This window comes from Mucilaginibacter sp. BGA-UO-ETr-C110, from assembly GCF_059567985.1.
Map to the genome: position 1 here is coordinate 5637285 of NZ_JCAQPB010000002.1, position 25286 is coordinate 5662570.

The 25286-nt window shown below is 43.3% G+C and carries 24 protein-coding genes; 15 read left to right on the forward strand and 9 right to left on the reverse strand.

What is annotated here, in order from left to right:
• Positions 1 to 365: 365 nt before the first annotated feature.
• From AC57BQ_RS24270 to AC57BQ_RS24285, 4 genes are all read left to right on the forward strand, one after another.
• Positions 366 to 938: a thiamine diphosphokinase gene (locus AC57BQ_RS24270; RefSeq protein WP_496408710.1), complete on the forward strand. Its 573-nt coding sequence runs from the start codon at positions 366 to 368 to the stop codon at positions 936 to 938.
• Positions 939 to 1097: 159 nt separating this feature from the next.
• On the forward strand, positions 1098 to 2189 hold the full coding sequence (locus tag AC57BQ_RS24275; protein WP_496408711.1) for a DUF6515 family protein: 1092 nt from the start codon (positions 1098 to 1100) through the stop codon (positions 2187 to 2189).
• A 160-nt stretch (positions 2190 to 2349) separates the two neighbouring features.
• On the forward strand, positions 2350 to 3432 hold the full coding sequence (locus AC57BQ_RS24280) for an SGNH/GDSL hydrolase family protein (protein WP_496408712.1): 1083 nt from the start codon (positions 2350 to 2352) through the stop codon (positions 3430 to 3432).
• 156 nt (positions 3433 to 3588) lie between these two features.
• Positions 3589 to 3933, forward strand: a complete 345-nt coding sequence (locus tag AC57BQ_RS24285) for a four-helix bundle copper-binding protein (RefSeq protein WP_496408713.1) — start codon at positions 3589 to 3591, stop codon at positions 3931 to 3933.
• A gap of 102 nt (positions 3934 to 4035) precedes the next feature.
• Here AC57BQ_RS24285 and AC57BQ_RS24290 read toward each other — a convergent pair whose 3' ends face one another.
• The gene (locus tag AC57BQ_RS24290) at positions 4036 to 5154 is read right to left on the reverse strand and encodes a DUF4407 domain-containing protein (RefSeq protein WP_496408714.1); all 1119 of its coding nucleotides are present in this window, start codon (positions 5152 to 5154) and stop codon (positions 4036 to 4038) included.
• A gap of 207 nt (positions 5155 to 5361) precedes the next feature.
• On the opposite strand from AC57BQ_RS24290, the gene AC57BQ_RS24295 reads away from it, so the two are divergent.
• The 5 genes from AC57BQ_RS24295 to AC57BQ_RS24315 all read left to right on the forward strand — a co-directional run bounded on the left by AC57BQ_RS24295 (position 5362) and on the right by AC57BQ_RS24315 (position 8762).
• Positions 5362 to 5676, forward strand: coding sequence for a rhodanese-like domain-containing protein (locus tag AC57BQ_RS24295; RefSeq protein ID WP_090473309.1), 315 nt, complete (start codon positions 5362 to 5364; stop codon positions 5674 to 5676).
• A 2-nt stretch (positions 5677 to 5678) separates the two neighbouring features.
• Positions 5679 to 5867, forward strand: coding sequence for a DUF6358 family protein (locus tag AC57BQ_RS24300; protein WP_496408715.1), 189 nt, complete (start codon positions 5679 to 5681; stop codon positions 5865 to 5867).
• A gap of 9 nt (positions 5868 to 5876) precedes the next feature.
• Positions 5877 to 6779, forward strand: coding sequence for a prohibitin family protein (locus AC57BQ_RS24305; protein WP_090473307.1), 903 nt, complete (start codon positions 5877 to 5879; stop codon positions 6777 to 6779).
• A 229-nt stretch (positions 6780 to 7008) separates the two neighbouring features.
• Positions 7009 to 7860: a helix-turn-helix domain-containing protein gene (locus AC57BQ_RS24310; RefSeq protein WP_496408716.1), complete on the forward strand. Its 852-nt coding sequence runs from the start codon at positions 7009 to 7011 to the stop codon at positions 7858 to 7860.
• Between the two features lie 104 nt (positions 7861 to 7964).
• Positions 7965 to 8762, forward strand: a complete 798-nt coding sequence (locus AC57BQ_RS24315) for an alpha/beta hydrolase (RefSeq protein ID WP_496408717.1) — start codon at positions 7965 to 7967, stop codon at positions 8760 to 8762.
• A gap of 551 nt (positions 8763 to 9313) precedes the next feature.
• Here the strand turns inward: AC57BQ_RS24315 and AC57BQ_RS24320 are convergent.
• Complete coding sequence (locus AC57BQ_RS24320) at positions 9314 to 10324, reverse strand: dipeptide epimerase (protein WP_496408718.1); 1011 nt, start codon at positions 10322 to 10324, stop codon at positions 9314 to 9316.
• Between the two features lie 181 nt (positions 10325 to 10505).
• Here AC57BQ_RS24320 and AC57BQ_RS24325 point away from each other — a divergent pair, with 181 nt between their 5' ends.
• Positions 10506 to 11495 carry a hypothetical protein gene (locus tag AC57BQ_RS24325; protein WP_496408719.1) on the forward strand — a complete coding sequence of 330 codons (990 nt, stop codon included), beginning with the start codon at positions 10506 to 10508 and terminating at the stop codon, positions 11493 to 11495.
• On the opposite strand, the gene AC57BQ_RS24330 is transcribed toward AC57BQ_RS24325, so the two are convergent.
• The 4 genes from AC57BQ_RS24330 to AC57BQ_RS24345 form a co-directional block, all read right to left on the reverse strand.
• Positions 11464 to 12093 (reverse strand): rhomboid family intramembrane serine protease, encoded by a 630-nt coding sequence (locus AC57BQ_RS24330; RefSeq protein ID WP_496408720.1) that lies wholly within the window; start codon positions 12091 to 12093, stop codon positions 11464 to 11466. The genes AC57BQ_RS24325 and AC57BQ_RS24330 overlap by 32 nt on opposite strands.
• Complete coding sequence (locus tag AC57BQ_RS24335; RefSeq protein WP_496408721.1) at positions 12094 to 13842, reverse strand: M14 family zinc carboxypeptidase; 1749 nt, start codon at positions 13840 to 13842, stop codon at positions 12094 to 12096.
• Between the two features lie 63 nt (positions 13843 to 13905).
• Positions 13906 to 14271 carry an MmcQ/YjbR family DNA-binding protein gene (locus tag AC57BQ_RS24340; protein WP_496408722.1) on the reverse strand — a complete coding sequence of 122 codons (366 nt, stop codon included), beginning with the start codon at positions 14269 to 14271 and terminating at the stop codon, positions 13906 to 13908.
• A complete protein-coding gene (locus AC57BQ_RS24345) occupies positions 14268 to 15020 on the reverse strand; it encodes a hypothetical protein (protein WP_496408723.1) in 753 nt (250 codons plus the stop codon). Before AC57BQ_RS24345 ends, AC57BQ_RS24340 begins: the two co-directional genes overlap by 4 nt.
• 78 nt (positions 15021 to 15098) lie before the next feature.
• On the opposite strand from AC57BQ_RS24345, the gene pepT reads away from it, so the two are divergent.
• The 3 genes from pepT to AC57BQ_RS24360 all read left to right on the forward strand — a co-directional run bounded on the left by pepT (position 15099) and on the right by AC57BQ_RS24360 (position 17479).
• The gene (gene pepT / locus AC57BQ_RS24350; RefSeq protein ID WP_496408724.1) at positions 15099 to 16349 is read left to right on the forward strand and encodes a peptidase T; all 1251 of its coding nucleotides are present in this window, start codon (positions 15099 to 15101) and stop codon (positions 16347 to 16349) included.
• A gap of 12 nt (positions 16350 to 16361) precedes the next feature.
• Positions 16362 to 16856, forward strand: a complete 495-nt coding sequence (locus AC57BQ_RS24355; protein WP_496408725.1) for a GNAT family N-acetyltransferase — start codon at positions 16362 to 16364, stop codon at positions 16854 to 16856.
• A 65-nt stretch (positions 16857 to 16921) separates the two neighbouring features.
• Positions 16922 to 17479, forward strand: coding sequence for a hypothetical protein (locus AC57BQ_RS24360; RefSeq protein WP_496408726.1), 558 nt, complete (start codon positions 16922 to 16924; stop codon positions 17477 to 17479).
• A 67-nt stretch (positions 17480 to 17546) separates the two neighbouring features.
• Here the strand turns inward: AC57BQ_RS24360 and AC57BQ_RS24365 are convergent, their stop codons facing one another.
• The 3 genes from AC57BQ_RS24365 to AC57BQ_RS24375 all read right to left on the reverse strand — a co-directional run bounded on the left by AC57BQ_RS24365 (position 17547) and on the right by AC57BQ_RS24375 (position 22211).
• On the reverse strand, positions 17547 to 19598 hold the full coding sequence (locus tag AC57BQ_RS24365) for a M13 family metallopeptidase (RefSeq protein WP_496408727.1): 2052 nt from the start codon (positions 19596 to 19598) through the stop codon (positions 17547 to 17549).
• Positions 19599 to 19829: 231 nt separating this feature from the next.
• A complete protein-coding gene (locus tag AC57BQ_RS24370) occupies positions 19830 to 21881 on the reverse strand; it encodes a M13 family metallopeptidase (RefSeq protein WP_496408728.1) in 2052 nt (683 codons plus the stop codon).
• Between the two features lie 87 nt (positions 21882 to 21968).
• Entirely contained in the window at positions 21969 to 22211 is a 243-nt protein-coding gene (locus AC57BQ_RS24375) for a helix-turn-helix domain-containing protein (protein ID WP_496408729.1), read from the reverse strand.
• 400 nt (positions 22212 to 22611) lie between these two features.
• Between AC57BQ_RS24375 and AC57BQ_RS24380 the strand changes: the two genes are divergently transcribed.
• Both AC57BQ_RS24380 and AC57BQ_RS24385 read left to right on the forward strand, forming a co-directional pair.
• On the forward strand, positions 22612 to 23751 hold the full coding sequence (locus tag AC57BQ_RS24380; protein WP_496408730.1) for an acyl-CoA dehydrogenase: 1140 nt from the start codon (positions 22612 to 22614) through the stop codon (positions 23749 to 23751).
• A gap of 233 nt (positions 23752 to 23984) precedes the next feature.
• Entirely contained in the window at positions 23985 to 25229 is a 1245-nt protein-coding gene (locus AC57BQ_RS24385) for a peroxiredoxin family protein (RefSeq protein ID WP_496408731.1), read from the forward strand.
• Positions 25230 to 25286 lie beyond the last annotated feature (57 nt).

A 25286-nucleotide genomic window follows, 5' to 3' on the forward strand; every position in this document is an offset into this window, starting at 1 on the left:
TTTCGGTATCTTTGTATATATCACGGCCCGGTTTTCTTTTTTATAGAAAGCAGGGCCGTTTTGTTAAGGGGTAAAAGGGCTCTAAAAACCGATGGTTTGGTATGTAGTTATTTGATTATCAATAAATTAATGCTTTTTAAAGCTTTCAAAACACGTAAAAACCGTGTTAAAATTTGTTAAAAAGTGTTAAAATGAGGGTTTTTCAAACGATTTTAAACTGTTTTTACCCTGTTTTTGAGCCGAAAAGTGTTAAAATTAAAGGTTTAAAAAGTTTTTGTACAACGTGTAGGTATGTGTTGTAAATTTTACACCGATCAGCTCAGCACATTCATTAAATATTCATTTATTCTATCTACTTTTAATCGATGTCTTCTCACCATATTGTAAGGGAAAAACAAGAGCCGGCACTATTGGTGCTGGGGCTTGATGATTTCCCGGAAGAGTTACTGGGCCAGTTGCTGGAGTGGAGCCCAACGGTTATAACCACCCCGCATACCGCCGAAAAGCTCCATGTGCTGGGTATCAAGGTTGACTGGGTGATCAGCAATGGCGAAGAAGGCATGGTACAATCGGATGTAAAACTGATGCCTCCAGGCGATGATACATGGACAGCAACGGCATTAAATTACCTGATAGCCAACCATTATCCGGCGGTAAACGTAATAACAGACGAACCTGCATTTGATGATCTGTTAAATTACACGGGTAAAATTGACCTGGTAATATTTCATGGGCATCAAAAAATTTATGCTATAAGTTCCGGTTTTAGCAAATGGAAACCGGCAGGCGATGAAATACGGGTACTAAACAGTACAAAAGGGTTAAATTATACGGGTCTGGAGCAAACAGGACCTGGCAGTTTTAAAACCACAAACGATGGTTTTTTTACCCTGAGCTTTGAGCAGCCTTTTTTATGGGTTGCAGAAGGGCTGGATTAGTCAGAAAAGTGTATAATTGAGCTGTTTTTACAGCAAATTACTATATTGGTGTACTTTTTGTTAAATATAATTAAATACGCGTTAAACCGTTTAATCATTTATTAGTCTATATACCTATATCAGCAAAGAATACCAGCTGATTAGTTAAAATTTTTCATCATGAAACGCACATATAAAAATTTATTCACACTTGCTTTAGGAACTCTGTTGAGTTTGCCTTTAGCGTTTACCGCCAATGCACAACACAGAAGTAGTGGCGGTGGTGGTGGCGGCGGTGGCGGCTCAAGATCATCTGGCGGTGGCGGCGGAGGAGGCGGGAGTGTATCCCGTTCATCTGGTGGCAATGCCAGCTTTTCACGTCCATCATTTAGTAATGGTGGTGGGCAACGGGCAGCAGTAGCTGCACCTCAGCGTACCTACGGAAGCAGCGGTTTTGCCTCACGTAGCAATGTTACAGCGGCTCCACAGCGTACTTATGGTACAGCAACGCGTACTAATGGCAATGTAGCGCCAGGCCGTAACAGCGTTGGAACAGCTACACGTAGCTATGGTTATGGAACCCGTGGATATGCCAGTGTGAACAGAAATTCATATGCTGGTGGTCGTGGTACTTACTATAGAAGCAGTGGCAATGGCTACAACTACCGTGGTTCCAATTATCGTTATGGCGGCCGTGGCGGCTATTTCGGAAACCATTACTGGTATCCATACCGTAACTACTACAACTCATACTATTTACCAAGATTGGGCTTTAGCATAGGATTTTTACCTTATGGTTACTATCCATTTTTCTGGGGCGATTACCAGTACTATTATAGCGATGGTTTGTACTATCAGCAGGTTAATGATCAATATACTGTAGTTGAACCACCTGTAGGTGCCGAGATCAAAACACTGCCTAAAGATGCGCAGTCTATCATGATCAATGGTGAACAGTATTATGAGTCAAACGGTGTTTACTATCAGCCAATTACTAAAGACGACGGAACAGCTTCTTACGTAATTGCAGGTAAAGACGGTGAATTGAATACAGATCAGGGTGGAAATGGTGATGTTCAGCAAGCGCCTCAGATAGGTGATATAGTTGGCCAGTTACCACAGGACAGCAGGAAGATAAAGATCAACGGTGAAAAACTATATGTATCTCCCGATGGTTTTTATTACCAGGATACTACCGACAATAATGGCAATAAAGCTTATAAAATTGTAGGTACACCATCCGATGATCCTTCAGATCAGAATCAACAATAAGGGATATATTTACCTTAAATAGCATACAACGGGCTGCCTCTTAACTGGGGCAGCCCGTTTTTTTTATAAATTCATGGAACACTGAGGCGGTAAAAATGTTATAGGAGTATTTAAACGGGTATCCGGAAAAGCTAACTTTACGCTACACTATTAACCTGATATGATAAAATATATAGCTGGTTTATTATTTGCCATACTGCTGCAGCTATCCTATAACACCCATGCAGCTATCCCCCAAGAAGTATTAAAACTATACAAGGCCAATAACGCGAACATACAATACGTGGGGCGTATTGATTTTGCAAACCCGCTAAGACCCAGGATGTGGTCGCCGGGTGTTTATATCAAACTTCGGTTTGAAGGCAAAAAATGCGAACTGCTGATCAATGATGAGGTGCTGTATGGCAAAAGCCACAATTACCTGGAAATAGCGGTTGATAATAATACACCCTATCGCATACAAACTACGGGTAAAACCAATATGATCACCGTGGCTGATGGGCTTACGGAGGGTGAGCATACAGTTGTTATTTGCAAAGACACCGAATCGCAGATCGGCTATATTGATTTTGTGGGTGTCAGGTGCGCTAAACTTTTATCGCCACCCGCTCAGCCAACACGTAAAATTGAATATATCGGCGATTCTATCACCAGCGGGGCCGGTATGGATCAGTCCACTACCCCCTGCGGTAAAGGCCAATGGTACGATCAACATAATGCTTATATGAGCTATGGGCCGCGTACCTCACGTAGCTTAAACGCACAATGGCAGCTTACTTCTGTAGCTGGTATTGGCATGGTACACAGCTGCTGTAATATGGACATCACCATGCCCCTGGTATTTGATAAAGTTTTTCTGCGCAATGACTCCCTCGCCTGGAATTTTAAACATTATCAGCCCGATGTAGTAACCATTTGCCTGGGTCAAAATGATGGCGTTGGCGATTCTATCCGTTACTGTGATATCTATACCAAGTTTATTAAAACGGTAAGGCAAAAGTATCCTTCGGCAGATATTGTATGTTTAAGCAGTCCAATGGCCGACGAAAAACTATCGGCCGCATTACAAAATTACCTGACCTCTATTACTTCCGAGGTTAATAATAGCGGTGACAAAAAAGTATATAAATATTTCTTTTCCAGGCGGTATTATCAGGGCTGTGGCACACACCCAGATATGAAAGAACATGAATTTATCGCCGATGAACTAACCGCCTATCTGAAGCTGCTTAAAGGCTGGTAATTTTCATCGGAGTAATTTGTTTTTTAATGGTGATGAAGCTATCATGAGCCGGTTTACTCATTCCGGTTTGCGAACCTTAGCTCATGATGGTTTCAAATAAAGAAAACCTTTCGGGTTTTTGGCTATTGTTATGATATACCAATTAATAAAATAGCTATGAACAATCATGATCATCAGCAATTAATTCAGAAGCTGTTTAATTGCGTGTTGGCTTGCGAACATTGTGCAAACGCCTGTTTGCGCGAAGAGGATGTAAAGATGATGGCTCAATGTATCAGGCTCGATAGGGATTGTGCCGATATATGTAGCCAGGCAGCCCGATTATTACAAAGGGACTCGGCTATTGCCTATCAGTACTTAGTCATATGCGAGGAAATATGCCGGCTTTGCGCCGATGAGTGCGGTAAGCACGATAACGATCACTGCCGCCAATGTGCAGAAACATGTTTGATTTGTGCAGAGGCTTGTCACGAACATCATGAGCCTGTAACGCAGGATTAAGGACAGGCATTATTTAAATTCAGGTATTAAAAAAAGCCCCATTCCGAACCGGGATGGGGCTTTTTTTTAATAAAATGTGGACTAATCTATGCTATAGTAATACTATTCATAACTGTGCCGCTCAAAGTCATAGTCTGATTGCGAGGTAATGATCTTCTTTCGCCGTTCAATATCGGTACCTACCGAGTGATCGTAAATATTGTCGGTAACGGTCATATCCCGCTCCTTATCCCGCTCGGCGAAATGGATATTGGCCTCTGACGTTTTGGCTATAGCCACATCATAAGGCCCTTTTGGCGACATCAGCTTTACAAACACCGGTAAACACTCAAACAGGATAAACAGATAGCCTATAAAAGATATGGCCAGGTAGGTATCCAGATCGCGGGTACCGTTCTCATTATACGTTAATTGGCCCAAAGCCCAGTTACGGTCGCTAAAACCAGCTATACTGGTGAGGCTATCCAGCTGGTGTTCGGAGAAAAGACGGGTGCTGTTCAGGCCTTCGTAATCCTTTCGCGAGGCCAGGTATTGGTCCATCTGTCCTAAATTCTGGGTTACCTCCTTCAGGCGACTCTCTTTTTCTTCCAGTACGGACTGTTTTTGCTTGGCATAGGTGCCATAGCCAGTTATACCCGATGTTTGGTTGGTTTTATCACCAAAAACCTCCTGGTTAAGCTGGTAGCGCGAGCGGTTAATGTCCCGCTCTAACGAATCTTTTTCCTTTTTCAGGTCGCCGTTCTTGCCCATTTCCATCGCGTATTTTTGCTGATAGGTTTTTTCGAGGGTGTCAATCTTGCGGTGCTGGCCTTTCAGATAGGCGGTCTTTAATTTCTGGCGTATCTCTTTATCAAAGATCTTAAGCTCCAGCGGGCGCGAAATAACCACACCGATCATAATGGCCAGCAAAATACGGGGTGAAGCCTGTAATATCTGCTGATTGGTGCTGCCATCCTTATTAATGCTCGATACGATGTACCTGTCCATGTTAAAAATGGCGGTCCCCCAAATCAGGCCGAATAAAATGGCAAAGCCTACTGCAAAGGCGTCTCCGTTAAAAACAAAATACATGGCATATCCGCCCGATAGCGATGCGAATAAGGCGGTAAAAAATATGGTAGCGCCAATGCCTACATATTTATTATGTTCAATAGGATATTTTTTTAGGGTATCAATATGCGCTCCTGAACAAAACCAGAAAAAGCGTGTAATTTTTTTCATCTATATGATCCATTTTATGGACGATCGTGTTGGGTTAATGTAAACCTTTTCAGCGTTCATCCTTTTTTCATTGCACGTAAACGTAACAAAACACAAATATTGTGCAATATTATACATAAAACGCACTTAAGCATTGATTGTTACAAAAATCGGGCTTAATTATTTGATATAGAAAAAAAGCTACCTTTGGATTATAATTTTATTAACATGAATGAGATAACCGTACAGGAACTAAAAGAAAAACTGGACAAAGGCGAAGATTTTCAACTGATTGACGTAAGGGAAGAGTTTGAATATGAAACATCAAACCTGGGCGGACAATTAATACCGCTTGGCGGCATTTTAATTGAAGCCGATAAAGTAAGTAAAGACAAACCCGTAGTGGTAATGTGCCGCAGCGGCAAACGCAGCGCCGCAGCCATTATGCAATTGCAGCAATTAGGCTATAGCAACCTGACCAATTTACAGGGTGGCATTTTGGCCTGGGCAGCAGAAATTGACCCCTCACTTAATGTATATTAATTATGGGTTTTAAGTTAGTGCTTAACGTACTGTACACCATAGGTATTGTATTATGCCTGTTTGTGGCGTACCAGGCCAATACGACAAAAAACTATACCCTTTTGGGTGCCGCCATACTGGTTGCCGGGGTAGTTATTGTATTAAAAATAAGACTGTTAAAAGACGTAAGGAACTCGCAAAAAAAGCTGTAACTTCATTGCATGTTTATAGCAATTTTAGGAGTTATTGTGCTCGTTGTGGGTATAGTGCTCAAACGCTCGCCTGAACCTGCCGGCCGCTTCAGCGGTACGGCAACCGTTGTTGGATTAGTCATAGTAGCCGTTGGCCTGTTGCTATCCATATTTAAAGTAATTGACCCTGGTAAAGTGGGTGTGCAAACCCTTTTTGGTAAGGTACAGGATAATGTACTCGAGAGTGGTTTGCACATCATTAACCCATTGGTTGATATCACCACCTTTGATATACAAACCCAAACCTATACTATGAGCGCCGTGAATAACGAGGGCCAGAAGGAAGGTGATGACGCTATCCGGGTACTGTCAAGCGACGGGTTGGAAGTTACCATCGATCTTTCGGTGCTGTATAAAGTAAACCCGGAGAAGGCCCCATACATTATGCAGAACATTGGCGAAACGTATATCGATAAGATCGTTCGTCCGGTAGCACGAACTGCCATACGTGATAATGCCGTTAATTATACTGCTGTTGATCTGTACTCCACCAAACGACAGGAATTTCAGGATAAGATAAACCGTACCATCACTACCAGTTTTTCCAAACGCGGACTCGAATTGCAGCAGATACTGGTGCGCAATATTACCCTGCCTGCTTCGGTAAGGGCCAGTATCGAATCAAAGATCAATGCTGAGCAGGATGCCCAAAAGATGCAGTTCGTGCTGCAAAAGGAACGCCAGGAAGCCGAACGGAAACGCGTAGAAGCCCAGGGTATAGCCGATTATCAAAAGATCCTCTCAACCGGTCTTTCAGACAAGCAATTGCAATATGAAGCCATTAAAGCTCAGAAAGAGATTGCCTTGTCGCCCAATGCCAAGGTGATCATCATTGGCGGTAAGGGTAATCCTATTATGCTGAGTGATAAGTAATACCCGAACAGACGGGCCATTTTTGGTGCAAATTGGGTTTACATGGTACATAATTTATGGTTTACACTGTAACCGTGATATTTGATCATTTTTAATTATAATAAACTGATTAATAGTCAATTGTAAAAGTGTAAACCATGAAAAGTGTAAACCATGTAAACCGTTCAGCGCAAAGTGTTCAATGTTATTTTCCTCAGTATATTGCTGTGATTTTATAATATCTTCGGGCATGAAATTATCAGTATCAGACCAGAACACCGGCGGCGATCTGTTGCTGCATCATAACGAACCGCAGCTCGACCGTTTGTTTTACACTCGTGATTACGATTATAAATACTTTACCATTGCCTGGAACCGGGGTGACAAACAAACCGTAACCATTGATGGCTCAGCCTATGATTTTATGCCGAATACCGTATTGCCACTCATGTTTAACCAGTCGTTTTATTTTGAGTACCCAGGCGATGTGGTGGCCTGGCAATTTAACCGTGAATTTTATTGTATTGTTGACCACGATACCGAAGTAAGCTGCGTTGGTTTTTTGTTTGGGATGAATGATAATGTGTTCATTGATCTGGATCCGGATACGCAACGAAAATTGAAAGTGCTGCTGGATGTATTTATTGAAGAATTGAATACTAAGGATGATATCCAGACCGATTTGCTCATCATGTTACTGAAACGGCTCATTATCATGATAACCCGGCTGGCGCGGGCTGGCAGTTTTCCGGATGTAAAACTTACCGACGACCGTTTCCACATCCTCCGTAAATTTAATCTATTGGTGGAGATGAACTTCCGCTCGCAGCACAGCGTGAGCTATTATGCGGGCCGGTTAAATAAATCGCCCAAAACCTTATCCAACCTGTTTGCGCTGTATAATCATAAAACGCCTATCCAGATCATCCAGGAAAGGATCCTGATAGAAGCCAAGCGCCTGTTGTTTTATACCGATAAATCGGCCAAGCAAATTACCTATGAGCTGGGCTTTGATGACGCGGCCTACTTTAGTAATTTCTTTAAAAAACATACCGCTTTATCGCCATCGGAGTTCAGGAATAATAAGAAAATGGTAGCGTAGGGAAAAAATTACAAGTTGTCGGGAAGTATCAGCATTCCGCAGCTGTAATAGTTGCTGCACCTTTGTATCGTTGATTCAAACAACAAACATCAACATACAAAACAATGAAAACTCAAACTCTGAAAAACGCATTCAAAACAGGCTTAGCTGCCTCAGCTATTATTTTATCAACTATTATTGGTTCAGCCCCTAAAGCACAAGCTCAGACACCGGTAAAAAATATAGTATTGGTGCATGGCGCCTTTGCAGATGGTTCTGGCTATAAAGGCGTTTACGATATCCTGACCAAAAAAGGCTACAATGTAACCGTTGTTCAAAACCCTTTAACATCACTTAAAGACGACGTGGATGCTACCAACCGCGTTATCGACAAACAAGACGGACCGGTGATATTGGTAGGTCACTCATGGGGTGGTACCGTAATTACCGAAGCCGGTACAAACCCTAAAGTAAAAGCATTGGTTTATATAGCCGCCTTTGCACCAGATAATGGCGAAACTACTTTAAAACTGGTTCAATCATTACCAGCAGCTCCTGAAAACGGCATATTGCCTCCGGACGAAAAAGGCTTTGTTTATTTTAGCAAAGAAAAATTCCACGCTGGTTTTGCCGCCGACCTGAGCAAAGAAGAAGCTGACTTTATGTACGCTTCACAAGGCCCAATAGCAGTACAAGGTTTTGTAGCCCCTATTACCGAAGCCGCCTGGAAAACCAAACCCAGCTATGGTATAGTAGCCACCGAAGACAAAGCCATTAACCCCGATATTGAACGTAATATGTACAAACGTGCCGGCGCCAAAGTAACCGAAATAAAAGCAAGTCACGTAGTATTCATCTCTCACCCTGATGCTGTAGCTAAAGTAATTATTGATGCAGCAAACAATGCTGTTGCAACAAAATAATCAGCAGTATTATTATTTAAAAGCCTGTATGCCTTTAAGGTATATGGGCTTTTTTGTTTGAAAACAGCTATTACCAATCTCCATCTCCCCCACACGTCATTGCGAGGCACGAAGCAATCTCTATGCTATACAGGGCGGAGAAGTCTATCGCAGAGCGCTCAATTGCCGCTAAGGCTGTTACTTTGTCTTGATACAAAGTAACCAAAAATCAAGTCAGCAGAAATGCTTCTTTACGCCCATAGCCTTTACCCTGCAAAGCAGGCAGAACCACGGGCTGCTAAACCTTACCTCCACTTCGTTCGCTCATATCCCCGCTTCAGGTAAGGTTCACTAATGCCCTTACAGCCGCACAGGCCACCATCGTTCTGCCCGCTTTCGGCCGAAGCTTATCTGCTGACGGGGAAGAACGATAGTAATGGTTGGATTATTTAAGTAGGCTGTCATGGTGAGCCTGTCGAACCATGGTGGGCAGGCCTCGGCACACGATCCTTCGACAGGCCCAGGAGGACAGGCCATTCGTGAAATTCGCAATAATTAGAAAAAATTCGTGCTTATAACCTTATCCCCAAACCCGCGTCATTATTCAATATATATTTACCATCAGCAAAATCAGGCATCTGGTAGGGGTTATTGCTTACTAAAAATGGGCCGTCGAGGTCAACCCAATCGCATTGTGGGGCCAGGGCCAGACCAGCCAGGGCGGCGCAGCTGGTTTCGGTCATACAGCCTATCATGATCTTTAAGTCAAGTTCCCGGGCTCTTTTGATCATCCGGCTTGCTTCATAAAGGCCAGCCGATTTCATCAATTTAATATTGATGCCGGTGTAAACGCCTTTGGCTTTATCTACATCTTCAAAACGCTGTACCGCTTCATCGCCAATAATAGGGATGGGACTGCGTTCGGTAAGCCAGGCATTGCTGTCTGGGTCGGTTTTGAGCATGGGTTGTTCTATGAGTTGTACACCTTGTTCCTGGAGCCAGTAGGTCATGTCGAGGCTTTGTTGCAGGTCTGTCCAGCCCTGGTTGGCATCCACATAAAGGGGTACATCGGTAACGGAACGGATAGTGGTAATGAGTTCTTTATCGTTATCCTTACCCAGTTTCACTTTGATCACTTTGAAACCTTCGGCCTCTTTCACCTTTTTGATGATCATTTCGGGTGTGTCGATCCCGATGGTAAAACTGGTCACGGGCATTTTTGCAGGATCGCTGCCCAGCAGTTGCCAGCAAGGTTGTTGTTTGATCTTTCCATCCAGATCATGCAGGGCAATATCAATAGCGGCTTTAATGGCCGGGTTACCAGGTGCAATGCTGTCCAGGTAACTGATCGCGGTGCCAAAGTCAATAGGATAGCTGATCTGGCTGATATCAACCTTGCTCAGAAAAGCGGCAGCGGTTTCATGGCTCTCGCCCATATAGGGCACCATAGATGCTTCGCCATAGCCGGTATAACCTTCGTGTTTAATTTGCACCAGCATAATAGGGGTAGAGGTGCGCGAAAACTTGGCTATGGTAAAAGCGTGCTTTAATTGCAGTTCAAAGGGTTGATATGTCAGTTCCATGTTTTTAAGATGTGCAGATATGCAAATATGCAAATGTGCAGATGAAAAATAATGAGCTGGTAAGATAAAAATCCTGACATCTGAAATCCACACATATAGTAAACCCTGTTTTATGTCAAAAAATCTACACATCTGAAATCTGCATATCTGCACATCTGTATTCCTGCTTATCTTTGCGCCCATGTCGGCACAAATTTATTCACCGTTCGAGCGTTTTAATTTCAGTAATAATAAGTGCTTCCTGAGCGGGCAGCCCTTAAATTCTGAAGAAGAAAAGATACAGGTTTTTCCGCAATGGCTCATGAGCCGCTATAGCCTGGAAGATAAACCTTTTAAACTGCTCGACGAAAGCATGGCCACCTACAAAGACCTGAAGCTGCCCTGCACCGCCGCTATCAACGAACAATTCCTGGAACCTCTGGAAGCCGAAATTGCCGCGGCTTTTGATGCGGGATACGAGGCCGTAAAACAATTGGACGAGCTGAAACTATTTCAATGGGCCGGCAAACTGTTGTATGGTATTATCTTTAATGAGATACAATCAGGAATTAAACTGCAGCATTCGCAAGGCGAAGAGTTTAACATGTCGCAGGCTATTATCCATAAATTCAGTCACCTGCACCTGATGCTGCAAAGCCTGAACCTGCCTATCGAATTGGATGGTTTTAAACCGTTCAGTTTGGTTCTGTTTAAAGTGGATAACTCAGAAGATATTTTTGGCTACCGCGATGAGATTAATACGCTGACATTTTCGCTGCGGATCAAAGATTTTGGCTTGATCATTTGCCTGCAGGACAACGGCGCCAATGCCAGCTATCACCAGGCTGCTTTGGACAAAATTAGAGGCCAAACCTTGCACCCCATACAGTTTGAAGAGGTTAACGCGCGCTTTTTTTACTCGGCATACCTGTTTAACCGCCTGCCCGAGTACAATATATTGCCCGTTGAAGATATTATTTACATAGAAGCCATGCCCCTGCGAGGCACCAGCACCAAACCGCTGTTTGACGATTGGGTACCCAAAGTTTATGGCCAGGTGTTAGAGAACTTCTGGAAAAACTGGGGCTTCCTATTGTTCGAGATCATCAAAAATCCGGAAGAACCCATGAGTTTTCTGTTTGATGCCGATGGCAATACCATTAGCGCATCATCGATTGAACTTGCTCGGTAATTTGCTCTATAAACTTCGGCAAAATACCGGGATGAAAAATAATGGTGATCATCAGTCCGCTAAGTGCGCCATATAAGTGGGCATCGTGATTGATGTTGTCGCGGGAGTATTTGGAGGCATAGCTGCAATAAACCAGGTATAATACACCAAATAGTGCCGCCGGTATAGGTATCGGAAGCGGCAGTATCATCATTCCATCCAATGGTTTATATAATATGGCGCTAAAAATCACCGCGCTCACCGCTCCGGATGCACCAAGACTGTAATAGTTATAATTTTCCCGATGTTTTAGTACCGACGGCATGTCACTTAAAATTAAACTGGCTACGTATAGTACAGCAAATTGCCAATGCCCTAAATCAGGCTCCAATCTAAATGCAAAAAAGTAGAACGACAGCATATTAAAAAACAGGTGCATCCAGTCTTTATGGATAAGCCCGCTGGTGATGACAGTATAAACATAACGGCCGCGCGAAACGTTATAAGGATGCAATATCAGTTTGCCATACAGGTTTTCGTTGGAGAAAGCCATCAACGAAGTGATGATGGTAATAACAAATATAACGCAGGCAACGGGAGCGGTAAGCAAGTTTTCCATTTATTTAAGATCGAGTTTTGTATCGGTTAGCAGCCGGCCCACCGGGTAGCGCATAAAAGTTTTTTCAAAATAGGGAGAATTGCGATAAACAAAGAATAATTGTGCCTGCGCGCTGCCGGCCAGTTTTGGGTCTTTACTTTTCGCGTCATCGAGTTTCTTTTTCAGTTCGGGGTCTTTTTTTAACCAATTAGCAACGATATCTTCAAACACATAATCCGAAAAATATTCTTTTTCGCCTAATACCGAATCAAAAAAGTTCCAGGCAAAAAAAGAATCGACACCTTGCGGCTCCAATGTTTCCACAATATAACGGTTAATAGGCTGGTTAGTATACACCACATAATCGCCGGCATAAAATTTAACCCGCATATTCACCGGATTTAGTTTAACTGCTGAGTGCAGGTAATGCCCTTCATAGGGCTTTTGCGGGGTTTTATAATCTTCAATATAATACATCTGCAAAGCCAATGTGGTATCATGCGCCAGTTGCTGCATTTTGACCCCATTCAGTTTAAACAGATCGATCACTTTACCCCAGGCTTGCGGTATCACATAGGCCAGCGGCTTATCGGCAGTCGCCGTAACTTTATAGGTGTTCCAGTAGTTGATGGTTTTAGTATAAGGCTTGGTCCGGTCATAATACAGGCGGTTTAAGCCGCTTACTTCGCTGGTTTTATAGTCTGCCTTATAGCCTTTAAAGGTAATGGTATCCACGGCTTGCCGGTCGACGGTCCAGTTAAGCGCGAAGGTTTTTTGCTGGGCTACCTGTTCATCGGCCTTTTGCTTCAATTCTCCTATCAGTTTAGCATCACGCTGATTGATCTGAATAAGAAATTGCATAAACAAGTAAGTAGCATATACCCGTTTATCAAATTCCTTGAGCATATGCGTTTCAGTTATATAACTGATGATATTATGCTGAGCGGCAAAACCTGTCGCAAAACGCGGTGTTTCCAAAAAGCTCACAATGCCCGAGTCGGGTAAACCTTCCTCTCCGGCACCGTAGGGGATCATCTCAAAGCGAGCTCTTTTCATATTGCTATACATATAAGGCGTAAGCGTTTTGGTAGTATAATTGGCCAGGATAGGGTTTTGTTTGTCCTTTTGAGTTTCTATCAGGGTCATTACGTACTGATAATCGGCACCATCGCTGGTATGGTTATCCAGGAAGATCTCCGGTTTCCAGGTGCTGAGAATCTGTGTAAAAGCCAGGGCATTGCGACTGTCGGCCTTGATAAAATCGCGGTTTAGGTCCAGGTTGCGGTAATTACCTCTAAAGCCATAAGCCACCGGGCCGTTTTGGCTAACCCGGCTCAGACCGCGGTTCAGGTTGCCATCAATATTATATAAAGCGATGAGGCAGATCACCACATCCTTGGGTAGTTTATTGTCTTTAAGCAGATCGCGCACCAGCATCATACTGGCGTCAATGCCTTCGGGCTCGCCGGGATGTATACCATTGTTAATGAGCAATACCCGTTTGTTTTGTTTTTTGATCAGTGCCGGATCAAAAACCTTATCGCGCGACAGTACAATGAGCGTAAGGGGTTTGCCCACGTCGGTAGTGCCATAATTGATCAGCTTCATTTGTTGGGGATAACGCTTATTGAGGTTTTGATAATAAGCGATAACCTCGGCATAGGTGGCTGTATAGTTGTGGTCTTTGCTTTGCTCAAACGGAGTTATCTGAGCTTGTGCAGTAGTAATAGCAACAAAACAGATCAACAAGGCGGATAGAATTCTCTTCATCAGGATGTATTATTGCCCAAATATAAGGTTAAGTATATAGCCCCGGGAAGTGTAAGTGCTTTTTTACTGTTCGCCTTTTAAGGCCTCCAATTCAGCCTGTAGTTTTTTTGGTAGGCCCAGGATCACCTGCTCGTAGGAATGATCTATCATTTCGCAAAGTTGCTTGTGGGTTAATGATCCATCCATATAAACGGTGTTCCACATTTTTTTGTTCATGTGGTAACCGGGCTGTACTTCGGTATAGCGTTCGCGCAGGTCAACGGCACGCTCGGGCTCGCATTTAACATTAAACCGGTTACCGCTTTCCAGTCCGATTAGTAAAAACAATTTACCAGCAACTTTAAAAACGAGGGTATCCTCTCCAAAAGGAAAACCTTCTGTTACTCCTGGCTTTTGCAGGCAATAATCACGTAGTTCTTCTATATTCAAAATCCGAAATCTCTTACCAGTTTATTGTATGATACCGTATTACCAAAATTGTACCGGAAACCTATGGTGAAGTGGGCATATTGATCTGGGGCGTTGTTTTTAAACTGTGCCGGAGGATCATTGTAGCCATCAAGCCCTTCGCCAAAAGCATAACTATGTTCATAGCCGAGGGTAATGGTATAACCTACCTGCTCATAGGAATCATAAATCTTAAACTCATAACCAAACCGCAGCGGTAACACCACGTTGGTACTTTTGTCTTTCCCCTGGAAACCGTTGGTGCTGCCCACCGCGCCGTTTTGAGCATATGCAGGTAAGTTAGTGCGCTGTATATCTTTCATGTTGTTGGAGATAGCACCTATCCCCGTACCCACATAAAAGTTCTTGATCACATTTAAAAAACCATTGTTGGAATAGTCAATAAAGCTGCCCAGCTGAACATCGGCATGGATCACTAAAGCTTTGTATGCGTTTTTATAGATCCGGCCGAAAGCATCTTTATCAGGGGTACGGCCACCACCCGAAAGCGTACCAAACTGATACTCCAGCGCAATAGGTACGTAGGGGTTAAAATTATAGGCTATGTTAAAGTTGTAAATAGGGTGGTAGTCCTGTTTTTTGGTATCGGCATAAGCCCTGCCATAGCCAATACCGCCGCCAACACCCCATTCGTAATAGTTGTATCCGTCCTGCGCCTTTGCGGTAAACCCGGCAAAGCCTAAAACAAAAAACAGAATAAATTTTTTCAAAGCTAAATTTTAATCAATATTTACAAATGGAACATGCCGGAATCGGTTGCCGGTAAAATTTTACTAATATAGAGCTTTATGAATTTTAATTCATTACTAAACTTCACCGTAACCGAACGCTTTTTACGTTACGTTACCATTGATACGCAATCAGACCCCTCTTCTGTTTCATTTCCGTCGACAGAAAAGCAAAAAGATCTGGCCCGGCTGCTGGTTGATGAGCTTTTAGCAATAGGTGTTGCCGATGCCCATATGGACGAATACGGCTATGTATACGCTACTATACCTTCCAATACAAACAAGCAGGTACCCGTAATTTGTTTTTGCTCGCACATGGATACCGCGCCCGATTGCAGTGGAAAAAATGTAAAACCTATTGTTCATAAAAATTACCAGGGACAGGATATTATATTACCTGATGATGCCTCGCAAATCATTAAGCAAGCGGAGCACCCCGATCTGAAAAATCAGGTAGATAATGACGTGATAACCGCCAGCGGAACTACGTTGTTAGGCGCCGATAATAAAGCCGGTGTTGCCGAGATCATGGACGCCTGCTACCAACTGATAAACCACCCTGAAATAAAACACGGGGATATCCGGATATTGTTTACCCCTGATGAAGAGGTAGGGCATGGCGTGGATCATGTAAATATTGCCAAACTGGGCGCTTATGCAGGTTATACCATGGACGGTGAAAGCGCAGGCAACATGGAGAACGAAACTTTCTCTGCCGATGGCGCAAGATTGACTATCAACGGAGTAAGTTCACACCCGGGTTTTGCCAAAGGGAAAATGGAAAGCGCCATCAAGATTGCAGGCGAGATCATCGCGGCTTTACCTGATGACCTGTCGCCGGAGCATACCGAAGGGATGGAGGGGTTTATACACCCCGTAGCTATTGAAGGGCATGTAGAAACCGCGGGTATTGATTTTATCATCCGTGATTTTGACGCGAAGAAGCTAAGCGATCATGCTGATGTGATCCGTAAAACGGCAGATGAGGTATTGAAAAAATATCCCGCATCAACCTATAGCTTAGCGGTGAGCGAGCAATACCGCAACATGAAAAATGTGCTGGATGAACACCCTGAGATTGTTGAGTATGCCATGGAGGCCATCAACCGCACAGGAATTACTGCTAAACTTTGCAGTATAAGAGGTGGTACCGACGGATCCAGGTTGTCGTTTATGGGTTTACCTTGTCCCAATATTTTTGCCGGTGAACATGCTTTTCACAGCAAACAGGAATGGGTATCGGTACAGGACATGCAAAAAGCCGTGGAAACCATACTGCACTTGTGCATGATATGGGAAGAAAAAAGTTAAGAAAATTTGAATATGTATACTATAAGAACAGCTACCGTAAGTGACACGGAAACCATTATAGAAATAGCCGACCAAACCTGGTGGGTTACTTACGGCCCTTTATTAGAAAAAGAACAGATCACATTTATGCTGAATGAGATCTACGCGGCAGATAAGATCAGGAAACAGATTGAAACCGGCGCGCAAACTTTTATCATGTTATTGGAAGATGAAGAACCGGTTGCATTTGCCGCCTATTCACCACGTGAAGAGAACGCCGATATTTATAAACTACATAAATTGTATTGCCTTCCCAAAACACAGGGCAAAGGCTATGGTAAAGTGCTGATCAACGAGGTGGTCCAACGAACTATAGATGCCGGCAAAAAAGTGCTGGAATTGAATGTGAACCGCTACAACAACGCCAAAACCTTTTATGAAAAAATGGGCTTTGCCGTTGCTTCTGAAGAAGATATAGCCATTGGCCCATATTGGATGAATGATTATGTAATGCGGAAGGAATTGTAGCAGGGCAGTAAAACTTTTGGAATGCTGTCTATAATGAATAAATTCGTACTACTAACCTGAATTTTATGCAACCATTCATAAGTCCAAGATCTAAACTAAAGTTAAAAATATTTGGTTGGTATCAGATAGTAGGGGGCATCATTGGCTTATTAATTACCATTTGGCTTTTAGCTCATACCGGTCAGATAAATGGGTTAATGCTGTTACTGCTTTTGATTGCCTTTGGACTTTATGGTTTTTCCATTTACTGTGGACGGCTGTTGTTTACAAACTATATCAAAGGGCTTAATTTATCTGTTATTAATCAAATACTTCAAATAGTTCATTTTGCTATGCTCGGATACGCCTACCAATACGTATCTGGTTTAGTTTTTGAAATCGGAATGAGCAAACAGCCAGGGTTCAATTTGATTTTTAATTTCAATTTTACTAATTCCACTTGGCAACTGTCAGTCGGAACTAGTGACAGGTCATTCGTTTTCGCCATTAATCTTGTGGCTATCGCTTGGTTATACTACATTGAAAAGTTAAGAAAGACTTTAAATATTGAGCAGGAAAGCTTTGAAAACTTGAGCATTGGTAACGTTCCTCAAGTTGATGCAGATGTTCCGGCTGTTGAATAATGACGTTATAAAAATTAAAAGAAAATAGCCCGATAAGGTTAATTCTTTATCAGGCTATTTTTTTATCCTACCAAATCTTCACCCGCTTAGCCGGGTCTACCCACATTTTATCGCCTTTTTTTACCTTAAATGCTTCGTAAAATTCGGGGACATCGCTAAAAGGGCCATTCACCCGCAGAAAACCGGGGGCATGCACATCTGTTAATATTTGGTTAGCCAACGCCTCATCCCGTTCCTGACCCAGCCAGCCTAGCGCGTAGCCTAAAAAGAAACGCTGCATTGGGGTTAATCCATTAATGAGCTTGCCTTGTTTATATTGTTGGGTCTTTTTAAAGGCATCAATACCCAAAACTATACCGCCCAGGTCGGCAATGTTTTCGCCCAAGGTAGCTTTACCATTTACATGGAGGCTATCCAATACTACATAACCGCTAAACTGGTCGGCCAGTACTTTGGCGCGTTGGGTAAATTTAACCGAGTCGGTGGCCGTCCACCAGGTTTTCAGGTTGCCTTTGGCATCAAACAGGCGACCTTCATCGTCAAAACCGTGCGTAATTTCGTGCCCGATGGTTGATGCCGCTACATAACCATAAGCCACCGCATCATCCACCTCGCTATCCTTAACACCGGGAATGGTGAACTGGGCAGCAGGCAGCGTGATCTCATTATTAGAGGGGCTATAGCTGGCATTATAGGTTTGCGGCGTCATGCCCCATTCGGTATGATCAACAGGTTTGCCTAATTTGTTAATGTTTACGGTATAAGCCCAATGCCTGGCGCGTATCACATTGCCTGCGTATGACTCGCGATCCATCACCAGGGTCGAGAAATCTTTCCATTTATCCGGATAACCCACTTTTGGGTGTATGGCGTTCAATTTTGTTAATGCTTTTTGCTTGGTTTCGGGACTCATCCAATCCAGTTTGGCAATGTGCTCACGGTAGGACTGCCTGATAGCTTCCACCATTTCGGTATAGCGTAGTTTAGCTGTAACCGGGAAATATTCTTTCACAAATAGCAGACCCAAAGCTTCGCCCATCAATCCGTTTTCGGTATCCAGTACACGCTTCCAGCGGGGTAATTGCTCTTTCCTGCCCGATATCACTTTACCACTAAAGCGGAAACTTTCCTGTTCGGCGGCAGCATTGAGATAGGGTGCATAAGATGAGATCAGTTTCCAACGGAGGTAGGCTTTCCAGTCATCAAGCGGGAATGTTTTCAGCGCGGTATTAACGGCCCTGTAATATTCAGGCTGACCCACAATTACGGTATCTACCGGTTTTAATTCCAATGTTTTAAATACAGTTGTCCAGTTGATATTGGGGGTGAGTGTATTTAATTGGGCAACAGTCATTTTATGATAGTTGCGATAAGGGTCGCGCAGGTTTTCGAGTTTACGGCTGCTGTCGGCCAAAAACTGTTCTATCTTAAAAATACTTTCGGCTCCTTTAGCTGCCTGTTGCTCATCCCAGCCACTGATTTTAAGCATGGTTGGCAGGTGATTGGTTTTATAATCGGTACGCACACGGGTAGTGCGGGCATCGGTTTTAAAATAATAATCGCGGTTGGGTAAACCCAGGCCAGCCTGTCCCAGCTGCAACATCATTTTTGAACTGTTTTTGGCATCCTGACCAACCCTGCTGCCAATAAAATTGCGGGCGCCTGTGGTAGTTAAAACAGCTGCGGCGCTCAGTATATCATTAGCGTCCCTGGCCTGATCTATCAGGTTCAATTGCGCTTTTAGTGGGTTGATACCTTGCTTTTCGATGTTGATGGTATCCAGACCGCTATAATAAAAATCGCCGATCTTTTGGGTGGTGCTTCCTTTTGGCGGATTGGCGGTTAAGGCATCTTCATTGATTTTTTTTAACCGGTTGCGGATCTCTTCCTGAACCACATTGCCAATTCCCCAATTGGAGTATGCCGCCGGGATAGGGTTGCGTTTAAGCCATCCGCCATTGGCATATTTAAAAAAATCGGAACGGGGATCAACAGATTTATCCAGGTTATCGTAAACCGGATCATGAGGGGTTTCGCCTTGCTTAACCCGATAGGCGCTTAATGCTAAAAGCGCTACAGAGGCGCAGCCCAGAAGAGTTGTTTTGTAAAGTTTTATCATACGGTTATAAGTTTTCCATCAAATTTAAATAAAAACGAGCTGTTGATTTACTGCTGATTGTAACAGTATTGATGGGGGGTGACCCGGCCTTTCGAAAACGCGTCATTGCGAGGCACGAAGCAATCCCTATGCTGTACAGAGTAAACAGAAAAGCATAACACCGTTTATAGTGACCTACCTGTGTAGAGATTGCTTCGTGCCTCGCAATGACGTGGTTTTTATAAGGGCGTACTACCAGATCTTCACCCTTTTATCAGGATCCAACCACATTTTATCGCCTTTTTTAATATGGAATGCTTCGTAAAACTCCGGCACATCGGTAAATGGCCCGTTTACGCGCATAAACCCAGGGGCGTGGGGATTGGTCAGTATCTGGCTGGATAAAGATTCCTGGCGATCCTGCCCGAGCCAGCCCAATGCATAACCCAGAAAATAGCGTTGTACCGGGGTTAATCCGTTGATGGTTTTTCCTTCTTTATATTGTTCGGTTTTCTTAAAGGCGTCGAGTCCTATCACAATGCCGCCCAGGTCGGCAATATTTTCACCTTGTGTGGCTTTACCATTTACATGCAGGCCGTAAATGCTATAGCCGTTGAATTGATTCACGAGCATTTGCGCCCTTTGGGTAAACTTTACGGAATCCTGTGGCAGCCACCATGCTTTCAAATTGCCTTCGGCGTCAAACTGGCGACCTTCATCGTCAAAACCGTGGGTCATTTCGTGACCGATGGTAGAGGCTGCGGCATAACCATATATCACCGCATCATCAATATCCTCGTCTTTGGCGCCCGGAATAGTAAATATGCCTGCGGGTAATACAATTTCATTGTTTGATGGATTGTAATAGGCATTATAAGTTTGCGGAGTGATGCCCCATTCGGTACGGTCAACCGGTTTGCCCAGTTTGGCGGCGCTGTATTTATGCCAGAAATTATTGCCTCGCATTACATTTAAAGCATAGGGGCCGCGGTTAATCTCCAGGGTCGAAAAATCCTTCCATTTATCCGGGTAACCAACCTTAGGCATTACTTTGCTCAGTTTATAATAGGCTTTTTCTTTGGTGGCGGGACTCATCCAGTCCAGCTTTTCAATATGTTCTTTGAATGAGGCTCGCATTACTTCCACCAGTTTCACATAACGCTCTTTAGTTTTTTCGGGAAAATACTCTTTTACAAATATCTGCCCCAAAACTTCACCCATAACTCCGTTCTCGGTATCCAGTACACGTTTCCAGCGTGGTAACTGTTCTTTTTTACCGTTAAGAATGGTGCCGTAAAAACGGAAGAGCTCCTGGTCAAAGGGTTTGCTCAGGTAAGAGCCAAACTCAGATACCAGGTTTTTGCGCAGGTAATTTTTCCAGTCGTCTATACTATAGGTATGGAGTGCTTTGCTGAAAGCGCGGTAATATTCGGGCTGACCAACAATAACGGTATCCACCTTCTTGTAATCCATTTTTTCAAATGTCGATTTCCAGTCTACCTCCGGTACCAGTTTACTTAAACCAGCCAGCGGCATTTTATTATAGTTATGATAGGGATCGCGTAGATCTTCGAGTTTGCGGCTGCTGTCTGCCAGTGATTTTTCGAGGGCGTATGTCTGTGTGGTGGCCAAAGTAGCTGCATCAGGCTGCAAACCGATCAACTTAAATATTGCAGGTAAGTGTTTTTGCTGATAATCGTTCCGAACGGCAACGCTATGCGCGTCCGTATTAAAATAATAATCACGATCAGGCAGACCTATACCATCCTGACCGAGCTGCAGAACGATCTTGGCGCTGTTTTTAGCATCCTGCCCGGCATAGGTACCCAGGGGGGTAGTGACGCCGATGGTACCCAGGTGTGCAAACTCTTCTATTAAGCCTTTAATATCTTTTACCTGGTCAATTTTGGCCAGCTCATCTTTAAGGGGCGATAAGCCTTGCTTCTCGATATCAACAGTATCCATACCGCTGTAATAAAAATCACCAATTTTTTGGGTATTACTGCCTTTGGGGGCACCGGCTTTAAGCGCATCCTCATTTATTTTTTTCATGCGGTTGCGTAATTCCTCTTCTACCACATTACCTATTCCCCAGGCTGAGTAAGCTGGCGGGATCGGATTTTTTTTGAGCCAGGTGCCATTCGCATACTTAAAAAAATCGTCGCCGGGTTTTACTGATGTATCCATATTTTTAAACACGGGATCATTATCGGCATAGGTCTTGGTTTTATCGTTACAGGCCGAAAGCGCCAGCAAGCCAAAAGCAAAAGCGATAGCTGTCGCGGAGGATGTTCTTTTGATCATAAATTTTTTATTGTGTATGTTAAAAAATACAACGGATGTATGGAATAATAGAATTTGAAATAGCAATTTAATAAAAAAAATACCTGTTTAATAAATGCCTTGAAAAAAACCGGCCAAAGAAACATCAAAATAGTAACAAACTTTCCTTAATGTATCCAGCCTGATATCGATTTTACCTGATTCTAAACGGGCTATATTGATGTTTGTTTCGGTAAAGAATTTCTCCTGAGTTACCTGGTTCTGCCTTCTCAGATTTTTGATTTGCAGCGCTACTTTTTTCTTAAAAGCTTCGTCGGAGTTGGTAAGGTATTCAAAATCAGTAAGTAGCATGTGCGGTATCGGCTTGGTTTATATATCGGGAAATTACCTTTATGAAAAAATAAATAACTATAAGTATTTAAAATTGCGGAAAAATATTGATAATAATATATGTCTGAACGGATATTTAATGACGTTTAAGTTAGCAAAAATTAAAAATTGTGGCAACAAAATTGTTTACTACAACTCGCCCTGCATTTGATCTGTGAAAAAATTAAAAAATCATCTACCAATGAAAAACTTTTTTTGAATTCTCAGACGCCCAAGTTGAGATTTTTTGTTCTTTGTTTTGGGTTTAATCAATAGTTTAAATTAATTAGGGGAAAGGGAGCTTTGAAAAAAGCTCTCTTTTTTTATGGAATAAATTTGCTATGCGTGCATAGTAATTGCTATATTTATTTTTTTAAATATTATGCATTTCGAATTTACAGAAGAACAACTCATGATACGCCAGGCGGCCCGCGATTTTGCACAAACAGAATTGAAGCCGGGAGTGATAGAACGCGACGAACACCAAAAGTTTCCGGCCGAGCAAGTAAAAAAACTGGGAGAACTTGGTTTTTTAGGGATGATGGTTTCGCCGCAATACGGGGGGAGTGGTATGGATGCGATATCCTATGTACTGGTGATGGAAGAACTATCCAAAGTTGATGCATCGGCATCAGTAGTGGTTTCTGTTAATAACTCCCTGGTTTGCTATGGTCTGGAAAAATATGGCTCTGAAGCTCAGAAACAAAAATACCTGGTGCCGTTAGCTAAAGGCGAAGTGATAGGCGCATTCTGCCTTTCGGAACCGGAAGCCGGCTCAGATGCTACCTCGCAACGCACCACCGCCATTGATATGGGCGATCATTATTTATTGAATGGCACCAAAAACTGGATCACCAACGGAAACTCCGCGTCGACCTATATTGTAATGGCCCAAACAGATGCTTCCAAAAAACATCATGGCATCAACGCGCTCATTGTTGAAAAGGGGATGGAAGGTTTTACTATAGGCCCAAAAGAAAATAAAATGGGGATACGTGGGTCTGATACCCACTCCCTGATGTTTACCGATGTGAAGGTGCCTAAAGAGAACCGTATTGGTGATGAAGGCTTCGGCTTTAAATTTGCCATGAGCACTTTAGAAGGCGGCCGTATTGGTATTGCAGCCCAGGCATTAGGGATAGCCTCGGGCGCCCATGAACTGGCCGTTCAATATGCCAAGGAGCGTAAAGCCTTTGGTAAAACCATTGCCGACTTGCAGGCTATCCAGTTTAAACTGGCTGATATGGCTACAGAAATTGAAGCTGCCCGCTTACTATGCCTTAAAGCAGCCTGGTTAAAAGACCACGGGAAATCATATACACAGGCAGGCTCCATGGCCAAGCTTTTTGCATCAGAAGTGGCTATGCGCACTACTACCGAAGCTGTGCAGATACATGGTGGCTATGGCTTTGTAAAAGAATACCACGTAGAACGGTTGATGCGAGATGCCAAGATCACCCAGATATATGAAGGGACATCAGAAATACAGCGGATTGTAATTTCACGTGAAGTTTTGAAATAATTCATAAAAAGTGATTTCCCGGGAAGGGTGTCATGCTGAGCACCGTCGAAGCATGTGGGTAAGGCCTCTGCGCTCTACCCTTCGACAGCGCTCAGGGTGACACCCTTTTTTGAACGTTACTTATTTGTCATATCTTTTCATACGATATGGTCCCCATAGGTAAATAGTTTTGAAATGGCTGGCAGTTTTTATACTTTTGACAAAGTATATCAACTTAGTAGACTATTTTAAAAATGAACTATAGATCGATCATAGCATTCCTGGTACTCGTTTTTCTTTTACAGGTATCATTTGCTCAAACCAAACTTAAAACCGGTATTTGGCGGGGCGCCCTTAAAACAGCATCGGGTACAGATATCCCCTTCAATTTTGAGGTGAAAGATAATGCAGGCAAACAAGAGCTATTTGTGATTAACAGCACCGAGCGATTGAAAGTAACCGATGTAGTCACCAAAGGCGATTCGGTGTTTATCCGTATGCCTTTGTTTGATTCGGAATTTAAGCTGAAGCTGGAAGCCGGCAATTTAAAAGGGAATTGGATAAGGCATTTAGGCGAGCGCGACGCTTTGATCGGGTTTTCGGCCGAACCAAATACTTCATGGAGATTTACCGCGACACCAGAAAAACCTGCCTTTGACATTAGCGGACGTTGGTCGGCCGTGATTGGTGAAGGTGCACACGCCGATACTACCGTTGGTGAATTTAAACAGATCGGCAACAAACTTACCGGTACATTTTTAACCACAACCGGCGATTATCGTTTCCTGGAAGGATCGGTGTCGGGTAATAAATTATACTTGTCATGCTTTGATGGCGGGCATGCTTACACTTTTACGGCAACCGTTAATGATGCACAAACCATAACCGAGGGTAAATTTATAGGTACATCGTTTGTACAAGCGTGGACAGCTGTTAAAAATGCGAATGCAAAACTACCCGACGCGTATTCGCTTACCGCGTTGAACCCGGGATATAAAAGAATAGATTTCAGCTTTAAAGATATGAACGGCAAAGAAGTTTCGCTTCAGGACGCCCGTTATAAAAATAAAGTGGTTATAGTGCAGATATTAGGCTCCTGGTGCCCCAACTGTATGGATGAGACGGCCTACATGGTAAACTATTACAAAAAGTTTCAGCCCAAAGGTGTGGAGGTTATAGGCCTGGCATACGAGCGTACCAATGATTTTGAAAAATCAAAAAAGGCGCTGCAGCAAGTGAAAAACCGGTTTAATGTACCTTATCCTTTGCTGATAACCGGCTACACCAGCAACAAGGCCGAAACAGCAAAAAGCCTGCCCATGCTGGCCAAAGTAGTAGGTTTCCCTACAACTATCATTATTGATAAAAGCGGTGATGTACGTAAGATCCACACTGGTTTCAGCGGCCCCGGCACCGGTGAATACTATACCGAATTTATCAGTGAGTTTGAGAAGCTGACGAATGATCTGTTGGCTGAAAGGACAGTGGCTTCTAAGTAGACCGCCTTATTATTTATAGACATATGGGGGCTTGTCACCCTGAGCCTGTCGAAGGGC